Below are 10,238 nucleotides of genomic sequence, written 5' to 3'. Positions count from 1 at the left end.
GCCGAACCGGCATCCCCGCAGCACGCCCGCGGCGAATATGCGCGGACGAAAGCCGAGGCCGAGCTCATCGCCCTCGACCGCGACTCCCCCGCGATGCGCGTCGTGGCCGTGCGCCCCCACCTCGTGTGGGGGCCGGGCGACACCCAGCTGGTCGGCCGCATCGTCGACCGCGCGCGGCGGGGACGCCTGCCGCTGCTCGACGGCGGGCGGGCGCTCATCGACTCCACCTACGTCGACAACGCGGCCACCGGCATCGTCGCGGCGTTGCACCGCGCCGACGAGGCGCACGGCCGCGCGTTCGTGATCACGAACGGCGAGCCGCGGCCGGTCGGCGAGCTGCTGGCGGGCATCTGCCTCGCGGCGGGCGTCACCCCGCCGCGGTGGAGCGTACCCTCGGGCCTCGCGCGCGCCGCCGGCTCGCTCATCGAGCGCGCCTGGGCGCTGCGGCCCGGAGCGGACGAGCCGCCCATGACGCGGTTCCTGGCCGAGCAGCTGTCGACCGCGCACTGGTTCGACCAGCGCGAGACCCGCCGGGCGCTCGCGTGGGCGCCGTCGGTGAGCATCGATGAGGGGCTGCGGCGGCTCGCGGCGCACGCGGCCGCGACCGCCTGACGCCGCGGTCAGGCCAGCGAGAGGAAGAGCTTCTCCAGCTCCTCGGGGTTCGAACTACCCTCGGCGTCGGGGTCGTTCAGGCACTCCTTGAGCGCGGTGGAGATCACCAGGAACCCGGCGCGGTCGAGCGCCTTCGACACGGCCGAGAGCTGCTGCACGATGTCGCGGCACGAGGCGTCGGACTCGACGGCGGCGATCACTGCGGCCAGCTGACCATGCGCGCGGCGCAGCCGGTTGGCGATCTTGCGCTGCGCCTCGGGGTCGTGGACGACGACGGCTGCGGTGGCGGTGGAGTCGGTCATGGGGAGCCTTCCTCGGTGCGGCCGATTTGACATCCACGATACCCCACGGGGTATGTTCGAGATACCCCAGGGGGTATTGCCCCTCCCCTCGAACGAAGGAAACACGACATGTGTCGAGCAGTGACCTGCCGCGTCTGCGGCAAGACGACCTGGGCCGGCTGCGGCCAGCACGTGCAGAGCGTGAAGCGCAGCGTGGCGGCATCCGATTGGTGCAACGGCTCGCACACCGCCGATCAGATCGCGGCATCGACGAGCCAGCGCGGCGGATTCTTCGCCCGTCTGTTCGGCCGCTGATCCCGGCCCCTCACCTCCACCCCGCCCGAGAACCCCCAAAAGAAAGCCACCACCATGTGCGCACGCGTCACCTGCCCCCGCTGCCAGAAGCCGACCTGGGACGGTTGCGGCAACCACATCGAAGAAGCCCTCGCCGGAGTCGCTCCCGCCGACCGCTGCAGCTGCTGACCCCGCTCTCCACGCAAGGAACCCCATGCGCCGCCTTCTCCCCGCCGACCTCGGCTCCGTGTCGCACGCCTCGGACGCGACGGGGCTTCCGCTCGTGCGCTGACCGCCGACCCGCGTCGACGACGACCGAAGGCCCGTTCCGCCGCGTCAGCCGGCGAACGCCGCTTCGCCCTCCGGAAACGGCCACGGCGCCCACAGCGCGTCGCGCGGCAAGAGCGCCGCCGCGACGAGCAGGCGGTCGGCGGGATAGTCCTCGGCACGCCCCGATCCCGAAGACGTGGCGACGCCCGGCTCGTCGAGCGAGAAGAACACCGGCAATTGGCGCTGCCGATCGATCCCCTCGGCGAACCCGCCCTCGACCACGGTGCGCACCGTCCACTCCAGTTCGTCTGCACCCCGTTCCCACGTCTCATCGCACGCGTCGCAGCCGCACACCGGGAACGGAAAGTCGTGCAGCAGCCCTGCGTGCAGGATCACGCCGGGAAAGGCGGTGAACACGAAGGTGAGCACGGCGGCATCCGGGTCGCTGGGCGTCACCCGCACTGCCCGCGTCACCGACGCGGGCAGGCGCAGCAGATCATCGGATGCCGCAGGGTCGTCGACGACGGCGACGTCGAAGGTCTCGGCGAGCCAGGCGATGAGGGCCTCGGCGACGGTGTGCAGCGGGGCGAACCGCTCACGGTTGCTCACGACGGAATAGGACTCCGACGGGGGCGACTGCGGCCACCGGCGGCCGTAGTCGACGGTGCCGACGTCGTCGGTGAAGGTCTGCGGCGCAACGTCGGGCCGCACGTAGTCGGTCATTCCGGAACGGTACCGCGCGGGGGCCGCGGCGTCACCCGGTCACTCAGAGCGGACGGCGTCGATGACCCAGGTCACTGCGAATCGATCGGTGAGCATGCCGAACCCGGGGCTCCACGACGATGCGGCCAGCGGTTCGATTGGCGGATCTGCGCGCGTCGGACGAAGCCGGCGCACCCGAGGAGTCGACCTCGCGACCTCGGCGGCGCAGGAGACCACGGCGCCTGACGTCGTGACCGTGCTCAATCCTCGGGCCGGCGGCGCAGCCGCTTGACGTCGGTGCGCTGCTTCTTCGCGGTCAGGCGCCGCTCCTTCGCTCCCCGGGTCGGCTTCGTCGCGCGGCGGGATGGCGCCGGTGGTCGCAGTGCGTCGGCGACGAGCGCCACCAGCCGTTCGCGCGCGGCGTCGCGGTTGCGCACCTGGGCGCGATGCTCGGATGCCGTGATGGTCAGCACTCCCCCGATCAGACGACCCGACAGCCGCTGGAGGATCCGCTCGCGCTGATGAGGGGTCAGGGATGCCGAGCCGGCGGCATCCCATACCAGCTCCACCCGCGAGTCGGTGGTGTTCACACCCTGCCCGCCGGGTCCAGAGGAGCGTGAGAATCGCCACGTCAGCTCCGACTCCGCGATCGTCAGCCCAGGCGTGACGCGCAGTCCGGGTCGATAGGCGGCGGGCATAGGTTCATTCTGGCGTCTGGGCGATGGGAGGTCACCCGGAGACGCCCGTCGCCATCGTCGCTACCGTGGGGCGCATGATGGCTCACGCCGACGCACTCTTGACCTCCGCCCGCGCCACCGAGGAGGCGATGCTGACTCCTGAGCTCCGGCGCGATCCCAAGCGGGTGCGAGAACTGCTGCACCCGGACTTCGTCGAGGTGGGCCGGTCGGGCCGGCGCTGGTCTCGCGACGATATCGTGACGGCCCTCGTCAACGAACACCCCCTCCCGGTCGTGACGGACGAGTGGGAGGCAGTGCAGCTCGCGCCGGATTTGGCGCTGGTCACCTACACGATCACCGGACCTGGGCAGCCGAGCCGGCATTCGTCCCTGTGGGTGCAATCCGACGGACGCGTACGGCTGCGCTTCCATCAGGGAACATTCGTCGCGCAGGAGTGACGGCGGAGCCGCGTGCACGTCGGGCATGCGTTCGGGATACGGGCGGGCGAACGTCACTCCCCGCGCAGCTGGGCGAGCAGTTCGGCGGCGCCGCTGCCGGTGGCCTCGACGATCCGCCCGTTGGCCACGCGGTAGAAGGCGAACTCCGCCACATTGACGTGACGACGCGTCGACGCGATGCCCCGGAACGCGTTCTGGTGCGTGCCGCTGCCGCGCAGGTGCGCGGCGACGCGGTCGTCTTCGACGACGAGCTGAATGCGGCGCCAGCGCCAGTCCGGAAAGGCGTGGAACAGATCCGCGAGATCCTCGATCCACGCGTCCGCCCCTCCCGGAAGGTGCGCCCGACGCACCGCCGGGTCGAGGAACGACCGGATGGCCTCGAGGTCGTGGCGATTGACCGCGTCGACGTAGTCCGCGAACCACTCGCGCAGCTCCCACGACTCCATCCGTCCATTATCGAGGCGGATGCCGACACGGAGCCGGTCGGCGTCACCCGAGCAGCGGGCGCAGTGCCTCCACGAACGGATGCATCCGCCGCGCCATGACCGTGTCGAGCGGCTCACTCACCTCGGGGGCAGCGGCCCAGTCCGAGGTCGCGCGCTCGCCGATGGCCATGAGCGCGCGGATCACATCCCCCGCGCGGTCACGATCGAGCTCGGGCGCGCACCGGTGCACGTGCTCCAGGATCTCCCCGCTGAGCGCCGCGGTGCGCAGAGCCGCCGCCGCCCGCAGCTCGTCATCGGCATCCACGATGCGCCAGCGTGCGGTGAACGACGCGCGGTCGGCGGTGCTGTAGTGCGCGAGGGCGAGGATCGCGGCGACGATGGCGTCCATCGCGGGCAGACCCTCGGAAGCCGCCAAGCTCTGCCGCATCCGCTCGGCCCGTGCGTCGAACTCGTCCCACATGAGGTCGCGCTTGGCAGGGAAGTACGAGAACAGCGTCGTGCGGCTGACGCCGACCTCCCGCGCGATCTCGGTGAGCGACGTCGCGGCGTACCCCTGCTTCGCGAACAGGCCGATGGCGATGGCGCGCACCTCGTCCCGGCTCGCGCGCCGCGGGCGTCCCGGGCCTTTGGCCACCACTCCACCGTTCGCGCTCACCCCGTCACTCTACATTTCCGAACACCGTTCGGATATTGTGGAATCGGTCGGGAAACCCCGCCGACCAGACCCGAAGGCATCAGGAGGCCGCCATGAAATCCGTCCACGTCACCGGTGTGAACCAGATCGACTGGGTCGAGGTCGACAAGCCCGAGGTCGGCCCACGGGATGTGCTGCTGCGCATCCGTGCGTGCGGCATCTGCGGCTCCGACGCCATGTACGCCAGCTACGGCGGCATCCCGCCCCGTCAGGGTGCCACTCCCCTCGGGCACGAGCCTGCCGCCGAGATCGTCGAGGTCGGCGCCGAGGTCGAGGGCTTCGCCGTGGGCGACCACGTCGTCATCGACACCATGCGCTTCACCGACGGACTGCTCGGCTCCGGCGGCGCCCAGGGCGGCTTCACCCCCTACGTCGTCGTGCGCGACGCCACCCCGGGCGTGCAGCTGAAGGTCATCCCCGACCACGTGCCGTGGGATGTCGCCGCGCTCAACGAGCCGATGGCCGTGGCCCTGCACGCCGTCAACCGCACGGGAGTGAAGGAGGGCGACAAGGTCGTCATCTTCGGCGCCGGCCCCATCGGCCTGGGCGCGCTGCTCGGCTACCGCCGCAAGGGCGCGAGCCACATCGTCGTCGTCGACGTGATCCCCTCCCGCCTGGAGAAGGCGCTGGAGATCGGCGCGGATGCCGTCATCGACTCCTCCAAGGAGGACGTCGGCACACGCCTGGTCGAACTCCACGGCGACGGCGCGACCCCGTGGGTGCGCGGTGTCCGCCCCGCCACCGACATCTACCTGGATGCCGCGGGTGTCGCCGTCGTACCCCAGACCGTCACGAGCATCGCCAAGCACGGCGCAACGCTCGGCATCGTCGCGGTGCACAAGAAGCCGGTCGAGCTCGACTTCGGCGGCATCCTCCAGAGCGAGATGAACATCGTGTGGGCGATGGGCTACCCGACCGAGATCTTCGAGGTGACCGACGACATCGTGGAGAACTGGGAGAAGTACGCCAAGATCATCAGCCACCGGTTCCCGTTCGAGCAGACCCTTGAGGCGCTCGAGCTCGCCGCGACGCCGGGCGCGGCAGACAAGGTGACCGTCGTCTTCGACTGACACCGCGCGCTGAACGGCGGCCCGTCTCTGCGATCCGCAGGGCGGGCCGCCGTCATCCGGCAGGTGCCCGAAGCGCGCCGTCAGGGATAGGGTCCACCGCATGGAGCTCCCGAAGATCGGCGCACCCGCAGGCCGTGCCCTGGCGCAGGCTCAGATCCGCACGATGGACGATGTGCGACGCGTGGGTCTGGATCACATCGCGACGCTTCACGGAGTGGGCCCGAAGGCCGTCGAGCTGCTGCGGGAGGCGCTGGCGGACTGACCCGACCCTCACCCGGAGGTGTCGGTCCACGAGGCGATGTCGACGCCGTGGTTGTCCGGGGACGCCAGCGACCACCACGCCGGCGCCTGGGTGTCATCGACCAGGCGGCCACCTGCGGCGAGCGCGGCATCCACCCGCGCCTGCGCCTGATCGGCGGGAACGAAGACATCGAAGTGCGTGCGCCCGCGCGCCAGGGTGTCCCCGGTGATCGGGTTGAACGCCAGTTGCGGGCCACACCGCAGCGGGTCGATGGCATCCGTCTCGCCGAGCGGCTCGTAGCCGAGCGCCGCCAGGAAGAACGGTCGCACGTCGACCTGCGAGTGCTGTGCCACGTAGATGCCGACCGACTGGGCCAGCGACGGATCAGCGGTCAATCCGTGCTCGGCGGCAGCGAGCGAGACCGCGGCGGCGAACTGCGGCGTGGCCGCGGGGATGCCCTGCTGCGTGCGGTTGGGCACGCGCACGACGACGCCTTCGGGCCGCAGGTCGACATCGGGCAGGATGCCGAAGCGTTCGGCCGCGGCGACGATCGGGCCGATGAGCTCGGCTGCCTGCGCCAGCGACGTCGCGGTGAAGACGGCGTGCGGGCCGACCTCGGTGACCCGCCAGTCCACGACGTCGGGGGCACGGTGGAACTCCGCAGCGGAAATGCCCGCGGGCGCGTTCGTCGACTCGTCCATCGGAAGAACCCCTTCTGCAGCGGCATCGTCATCATCGGCGGCGCCTGGCGGGCAACACGGTACTCGCGGAGGCGGGTGGGCGATACGTCAGTCCGGTCGCCGATGCCGTCGGCATCCGCCCGTCGGGGGCTACGGGCGCCCGATCTGGCGCTCGCGACGTGCATGATCGTCGGATCCGCGCGATGCAGTCGCCACTTCTCCCCGCGCCGCGGTTTGGCCTCGACGATCCCAAAAAGGTATGGTCCGGTGCGGCATCACCGGTCGTCGCCCCGCTGGTGAGCAGTCGTTTCCGAAGCCCCTGGGAGGTTGATGATGGAGTTCTACCGGTTCGATGCTGGCAGCGGCGAGAAGGTCTCGCACTTCGACTCGGACTTCGTTCTCTCCCGCATCGTCCGCACCGACAGCGCCGTGAACATCGGCTGCATGCATTTGGGCGCGAACGGCGTTGTCGGATATCACCAGACGGCGGCGCCTCAGCTGCTGCTCGTCATCAGCGGGCAGGGCGCCGTCCGAAGCGGAGAGGAATCCGTCCGCATCGGCGCAGGGGATGCCGTCTTCTGGACGAGGGGCGAGTGGCACGAGACGACATCCGAACAGGGATTGACCGCGCTTGTCATCGAGAGCGCGGAGCTCGACCCCGCCCGCTACATGCCTTCGAGGTCGATGTCGTGAGCCGTTGAGGTCACGCAGCTGACGACGGCGTACCCTTCGGCAGACCCTCGAGCCCCGCGGTGACGAGGTGGGTCAGATCGACCGAGAAGATCGGCCGCACATCGATGTCGCTCGGCTGCGGCAGGGGCATGTCATCCCTCCGGGGAACCGTCGCACGGTGACCGGGCACCACCGCGCGAGACGACCGGGCCGGTGAACCGGTGGTGGGCCTATTCATCGCCATCGAACAGCCCTCCGTCGAGGATGCGGTTGTAGCGCAGCCGCAGCGCGCGTTCCGTGCTGGCCGCGAGGCCTGCCACGACCAGCGAGATGTTCAGCCACGCCGGCAGCCGGATGGGACTGACGAATGTGCCGATCCGCTCCGCGATCAGCGGGAACTGCGTGACGGTCTCGATGAGCTGCGGCACGGCGAGCACGAGAGCCACGACGAGCACGATCAGCGAGGCGGCGCTGATCGCGTGGCTGAGCGCCGGGGCGGTCCGGTCCAGCCGTGCGCGCCGACCCTCGGCGGATGCCGGGTCGGGGGTGAGCTGCCGTTCCGACCCGTCGTACGCGACGTAATGCGCGCGCCGCAGCCCGAAGCCGCTGGTCACCACCTCGATGCGTCCGCCCGGCACCGGGAACACCCCCGGAAGCCGTGACCGGCCTGCGTGACGACCGTCGCGGTAGAGGTCGGCCCACACCACGCCGTCGTCGTCTCCCCCGTGCCGCACGTCGACCGACCACGTCCCGAGCCGACCGCTGGGGTCGACGAGGCGGAGATGAAAGAGCGAGCGGGCGAAGGACTGCCACCAGCGAAAGCGCGGCAGCGGGTGCCCGTCTCCGGCGGCGGAATGGCGCGACGGGCGATGCGTGCCACCCCAGGCCATTCCGCCGTCCAGCGGCTCGTCGGATTGCGAAGCCATCGCCGCTTCACACCCCCACGACGTAGGTCAGAGCGAGCCAGAACCCGACGGTGGTCACCGTCGTCCACAGCACGATGGCGACGGCCTGCCAGAGCAGCACCCACGCCCGCGAGGTTCCTGCGGCGACGAGCATGGCCGAGGTGAACTGGGTCGGGATCGCGAGAGGCCCGAGAATGCTCGCACCCGGCACCCCGAAGCGCACGAGCCACGTCTTGACGCGCTGGCGCCCCTTCGATTCGGGCTTGGCGGATGCCGGCGGCACGATGGCCGCGGCATCCCCCTCGTCCTCGAGACCAGCGAGCGACGAAGCGCCCACGGTCGCGCCGACCCGCGCGCTGCTGCGGTTGACGACGGCGGTGCGTGCCTGCGACGTGAGCAGCACGATGATCAGCACGGTCAGGAAGTTGCCCGCAACCGCGGCCGCTGCCGCGGCGACCGGGTGCATCCCGCCGACCATGCCGATCACCGCCCCCACCTCCCCCTCGACCATCGGGATCGCGGCGGCGAGCGCGACGACGAGAGGTTTGACGAGCTCGGGCACCTGGGTGGCGAGCTCTTGCAGGTTCAGGATGAGTTCTTGCACGAAGTTCATGGCATTTCCATTTCTGTTGTGGTGGGCGGAGAGTAAGGAGATCCCCTGTTCTCAGAACAGGGTCAAATCGTCGGATCGTGCGGCTGTCAGCACTCGCTCCTGCGCGAGCAAGCCGGCGCGGGAGAGCACGTCGATCTGCGCGGGGTTGTACAGCTCCCCCACCGCCTCGACGAAGGCCTGCCGCGTCACGCGCGCGCTGTGGGACGCATGCCCTGCGGGGTCGTAGAGCCACGGATAGTCGATGAGGTTCTGCGCCAGGGTCGGCGCGAGCCGCTCGGCGAGCCGCTGGCGGGTCGCCTCGTCGGCGTCGGCCGGCAGGGCGGTGATCTCATCGCCGACCGCGCCGGTCGCGGCATCCACTTCGACCATGCGGCGCAGATCCGCCATCGCCTCCTGGTCGTAGAGCCGGCTATAGATGTGGAGGATCGAGCTGTCGGCCTCGGAGAGGTGCGCCGCAACCGACGCGAACCCGGCGGGGGCATCGGCGGGGGCGTCATCACGCAGGATCTCGGCGATGTCCGCGCGTGCCTGCTGCAGGCGCTCGATGTGGGCCGCGAGCTCCGCATCCAGCGCCCGCAACGCGGCGGGCATCCTCTCGTCGCCCGAGCCCACGGGACCCACTTGAGAGAGGGGGATGCCGAGCTGTACCAACCGACGGATGCGCAGCAGCCGCACGAGGTGCCGCACCCCGTACTGCTTGTAGCCGTTGTAGCGGCGTTCGGGCTCGTCGAGCAGGCCGAGCCGGTGGTAGTGCCGGATCGTGTTGACGGTCGTGCCCGCCAGGTCGGCGAGCTCGCGGGTGCTCCACGCCATGGCTCGCTCCTACTGTGCGATGCCGGCGCCGCGTGCGCCCAGCAGGATGCCGGCGAGGGCTGCGGCCAGGCTGACGGCAACCGCGTCATGCGTGTCGGCGTCGTCCCGCGCTAGAGGTGCGCGGGTCAGGCTGCCGGGCGTCGGCGCGGTGGGCGGTCGGACGACGGCGCCGACCTCCGCCGCGGGTGATGAGGTGCTCATCGGGGTCCCTTTCCTTGATGGTCCCGTCAGGCTCGCACCGGCGCCCTCACCGTCGCGTCGGTAGCCGTCCCTACGCGAAAAGTCCGCAGACCGCGGGGGTATTTGTTCGCGTCGGTGACAATCACCTAGTACGGTGGCGACCACCCGAAGGGAGCCACCCGTGACCCACCTTCTCGGCCGACATGCCGAGCGCGAAGCAGTCGAAAAGCTCCTCACCCGGGCACGAAGCGGGCACAGCGGAGCGCTCGTGCTGCACGGTGAGGCCGGCATTGGAAAGACCGCGCTGCTTGACCACGCCCGTGCGGCCGCGGTCGCGTCGGGGTTCCGGGTGGAGATCTCGGTCGGTGTGGAGTCGGAGTCGCAGTTCGCGTTCGCCGGCCTGCACCAGTTGTGCGCGTCGCTGCTGCATCACGCGCGTACCCTGCCCGAACCGCAGCAGACCGCGCTGGGGGTGGCGTTGGGACAGCAGGCGGGCGATCCCCCCGACCGCTTTCTCGTCGGGCTCGCGACCCTCAACCTGCTGGCCGAAGTGGCCGAGGAGCGGCCGCTGCTGTGCCTCGTCGACGATGCGCAGTGGCTCGACGATGCCTCCGCGCAGGTGCTCGCGTT

Annotated in this window: 17 protein-coding genes and 1 pseudogene; 7 read left to right on the top strand and 11 right to left on the bottom strand. The window is 70.5% G+C overall.

Annotated features, from left to right (window positions below):
* On the top strand, window positions 1-612 hold a 612-nt coding region (locus tag NQ160_RS12135; RefSeq protein WP_257515491.1), incomplete at its 5' end, for an NAD-dependent epimerase/dehydratase family protein.
* 8 nt (window positions 613-620) lie between these two features.
* Here the strand turns inward: NQ160_RS12135 and NQ160_RS12130 are convergent.
* Entirely contained in the window at window positions 621-914 is a 294-nt protein-coding gene (locus tag NQ160_RS12130) for a metal-sensitive transcriptional regulator (protein WP_257515490.1), read from the bottom strand.
* Between the two features lie 108 nt (window positions 915-1,022).
* On the opposite strand from NQ160_RS12130, the gene NQ160_RS12125 reads away from it, so the two are divergent.
* Window positions 1,023-1,208 (top strand): hypothetical protein, encoded by a 186-nt coding sequence (locus NQ160_RS12125; protein ID WP_257515489.1) that lies wholly within the window; start codon window positions 1,023-1,025, stop codon window positions 1,206-1,208.
* 315 nt (window positions 1,209-1,523) lie between these two features.
* Here NQ160_RS12125 and NQ160_RS12120 read toward each other — a convergent pair whose 3' ends face one another.
* The 3 genes and pseudogenes from NQ160_RS12120 to arfB all read right to left on the bottom strand — a co-directional run bounded on the left by NQ160_RS12120 (window position 1,524) and on the right by arfB (window position 2,857).
* Window positions 1,524-2,180: a DUF6226 family protein gene (locus NQ160_RS12120; RefSeq protein WP_257515488.1), complete on the bottom strand. Its 657-nt coding sequence runs from the start codon at window positions 2,178-2,180 to the stop codon at window positions 1,524-1,526.
* 39 nt (window positions 2,181-2,219) lie between these two features.
* A pseudogene (locus NQ160_RS12115) lies at window positions 2,220-2,318 on the bottom strand (VOC family protein); the annotation flags it as partial.
* Between the two features lie 101 nt (window positions 2,319-2,419).
* Window positions 2,420-2,857 carry an alternative ribosome rescue aminoacyl-tRNA hydrolase ArfB gene (gene arfB, locus NQ160_RS12110; RefSeq protein WP_257515487.1) on the bottom strand — a complete coding sequence of 146 codons (438 nt, stop codon included), beginning with the start codon at window positions 2,855-2,857 and terminating at the stop codon, window positions 2,420-2,422.
* A 74-nt stretch (window positions 2,858-2,931) separates the two neighbouring features.
* On the opposite strand from arfB, the gene NQ160_RS12105 reads away from it, so the two are divergent.
* Window positions 2,932-3,294 (top strand): nuclear transport factor 2 family protein, encoded by a 363-nt coding sequence (locus tag NQ160_RS12105; RefSeq protein ID WP_257515486.1) that lies wholly within the window; start codon window positions 2,932-2,934, stop codon window positions 3,292-3,294.
* 53 nt (window positions 3,295-3,347) lie between these two features.
* On the opposite strand, the gene NQ160_RS12100 is transcribed toward NQ160_RS12105, so the two are convergent.
* Together NQ160_RS12100 and NQ160_RS12095 are read right to left on the bottom strand one after the other, a co-directional pair.
* Window positions 3,348-3,740, bottom strand: a complete 393-nt coding sequence (locus tag NQ160_RS12100; RefSeq protein ID WP_257515485.1) for an ester cyclase — start codon at window positions 3,738-3,740, stop codon at window positions 3,348-3,350.
* A gap of 43 nt (window positions 3,741-3,783) precedes the next feature.
* A complete protein-coding gene (locus NQ160_RS12095) occupies window positions 3,784-4,395 on the bottom strand; it encodes a TetR/AcrR family transcriptional regulator (RefSeq protein ID WP_257515484.1) in 612 nt (203 codons plus the stop codon).
* A 92-nt stretch (window positions 4,396-4,487) separates the two neighbouring features.
* On the opposite strand from NQ160_RS12095, the gene NQ160_RS12090 reads away from it, so the two are divergent.
* Both NQ160_RS12090 and NQ160_RS12085 read left to right on the top strand, forming a co-directional pair.
* Entirely contained in the window at window positions 4,488-5,504 is a 1,017-nt protein-coding gene (locus tag NQ160_RS12090; RefSeq protein WP_257515483.1) for a zinc-dependent alcohol dehydrogenase, read from the top strand.
* Between the two features lie 100 nt (window positions 5,505-5,604).
* On the top strand, window positions 5,605-5,766 hold the full coding sequence (locus NQ160_RS12085) for a helix-hairpin-helix domain-containing protein (RefSeq protein WP_257515482.1): 162 nt from the start codon (window positions 5,605-5,607) through the stop codon (window positions 5,764-5,766).
* Window positions 5,767-5,774: 8 nt separating this feature from the next.
* Here the strand turns inward: NQ160_RS12085 and NQ160_RS12080 are convergent, their stop codons facing one another.
* Window positions 5,775-6,446, bottom strand: coding sequence for a VOC family protein (locus tag NQ160_RS12080; protein WP_257515481.1), 672 nt, complete (start codon window positions 6,444-6,446; stop codon window positions 5,775-5,777).
* A gap of 309 nt (window positions 6,447-6,755) precedes the next feature.
* On the opposite strand from NQ160_RS12080, the gene NQ160_RS12075 reads away from it, so the two are divergent.
* The gene (locus NQ160_RS12075; RefSeq protein WP_257515480.1) at window positions 6,756-7,118 is read left to right on the top strand and encodes a cupin domain-containing protein; all 363 of its coding nucleotides are present in this window, start codon (window positions 6,756-6,758) and stop codon (window positions 7,116-7,118) included.
* Between the two features lie 209 nt (window positions 7,119-7,327).
* Here the strand turns inward: NQ160_RS12075 and NQ160_RS12070 are convergent, their stop codons facing one another.
* From NQ160_RS12070 to NQ160_RS12055, 4 genes are read right to left on the bottom strand one after another with little or no spacing between them, the layout of a single operon-like run.
* Window positions 7,328-8,023 carry a hypothetical protein gene (locus NQ160_RS12070; protein WP_257515479.1) on the bottom strand — a complete coding sequence of 232 codons (696 nt, stop codon included), beginning with the start codon at window positions 8,021-8,023 and terminating at the stop codon, window positions 7,328-7,330.
* A 7-nt stretch (window positions 8,024-8,030) separates the two neighbouring features.
* The gene (locus tag NQ160_RS12065; protein ID WP_257515478.1) at window positions 8,031-8,615 is read right to left on the bottom strand and encodes a small multidrug efflux protein; all 585 of its coding nucleotides are present in this window, start codon (window positions 8,613-8,615) and stop codon (window positions 8,031-8,033) included.
* 51 nt (window positions 8,616-8,666) lie between these two features.
* Entirely contained in the window at window positions 8,667-9,428 is a 762-nt protein-coding gene (locus NQ160_RS12060; RefSeq protein ID WP_257515477.1) for a helix-turn-helix domain-containing protein, read from the bottom strand.
* 9 nt (window positions 9,429-9,437) lie between these two features.
* Window positions 9,438-9,629 carry a hypothetical protein gene (locus tag NQ160_RS12055; protein ID WP_257515476.1) on the bottom strand — a complete coding sequence of 64 codons (192 nt, stop codon included), beginning with the start codon at window positions 9,627-9,629 and terminating at the stop codon, window positions 9,438-9,440.
* Between the two features lie 160 nt (window positions 9,630-9,789).
* Here NQ160_RS12055 and NQ160_RS12050 point away from each other — a divergent pair.
* Window positions 9,790-10,238, top strand: a 449-nt coding sequence (locus tag NQ160_RS12050; RefSeq protein WP_257515475.1) for an ATP-binding protein, incomplete at its 3' end; no start/stop codon positions are given.

Source organism: Microbacterium sp. zg.Y909, assembly GCF_024626565.1.
This window is presented reverse-complemented; position numbering and strand designations above follow the sequence as displayed.

Bases quoted from the DNA above. Each gene is read 5' to 3' on its own strand.
- NQ160_RS12130 (WP_257515490.1), bottom strand. From the start codon at position 914: ATGACCGACTCCACCGCCACCGCAGCCGTCGTCGTCCACGACCCCGAG.
- NQ160_RS12125 (WP_257515489.1), top strand. From the start codon at position 1,023: ATGTGTCGAGCAGTGACCTGCCGCGTCTGCGGCAAGACGACCTGGGCC.
- NQ160_RS12120 (WP_257515488.1), bottom strand. From the start codon at position 2,180: ATGACCGACTACGTGCGGCCCGACGTTGCGCCGCAGACCTTCACCGAC.
- arfB (WP_257515487.1), bottom strand. From the start codon at position 2,857: ATGCCCGCCGCCTATCGACCCGGACTGCGCGTCACGCCTGGGCTGACG.
- NQ160_RS12105 (WP_257515486.1), top strand. From the start codon at position 2,932: ATGATGGCTCACGCCGACGCACTCTTGACCTCCGCCCGCGCCACCGAG.
- NQ160_RS12100 (WP_257515485.1), bottom strand. From the start codon at position 3,740: ATGGAGTCGTGGGAGCTGCGCGAGTGGTTCGCGGACTACGTCGACGCG.
- NQ160_RS12090 (WP_257515483.1), top strand. From the start codon at position 4,488: ATGAAATCCGTCCACGTCACCGGTGTGAACCAGATCGACTGGGTCGAG.
- NQ160_RS12085 (WP_257515482.1), top strand. From the start codon at position 5,605: ATGGAGCTCCCGAAGATCGGCGCACCCGCAGGCCGTGCCCTGGCGCAG.
- NQ160_RS12080 (WP_257515481.1), bottom strand. From the start codon at position 6,446: ATGGACGAGTCGACGAACGCGCCCGCGGGCATTTCCGCTGCGGAGTTC.
- NQ160_RS12075 (WP_257515480.1), top strand. From the start codon at position 6,756: ATGATGGAGTTCTACCGGTTCGATGCTGGCAGCGGCGAGAAGGTCTCG.
- NQ160_RS12070 (WP_257515479.1), bottom strand. From the start codon at position 8,023: ATGGCTTCGCAATCCGACGAGCCGCTGGACGGCGGAATGGCCTGGGGT.
- NQ160_RS12065 (WP_257515478.1), bottom strand. From the start codon at position 8,615: ATGAACTTCGTGCAAGAACTCATCCTGAACCTGCAAGAGCTCGCCACC.
- NQ160_RS12060 (WP_257515477.1), bottom strand. From the start codon at position 9,428: ATGGCGTGGAGCACCCGCGAGCTCGCCGACCTGGCGGGCACGACCGTC.
- NQ160_RS12055 (WP_257515476.1), bottom strand. From the start codon at position 9,629: ATGAGCACCTCATCACCCGCGGCGGAGGTCGGCGCCGTCGTCCGACCG.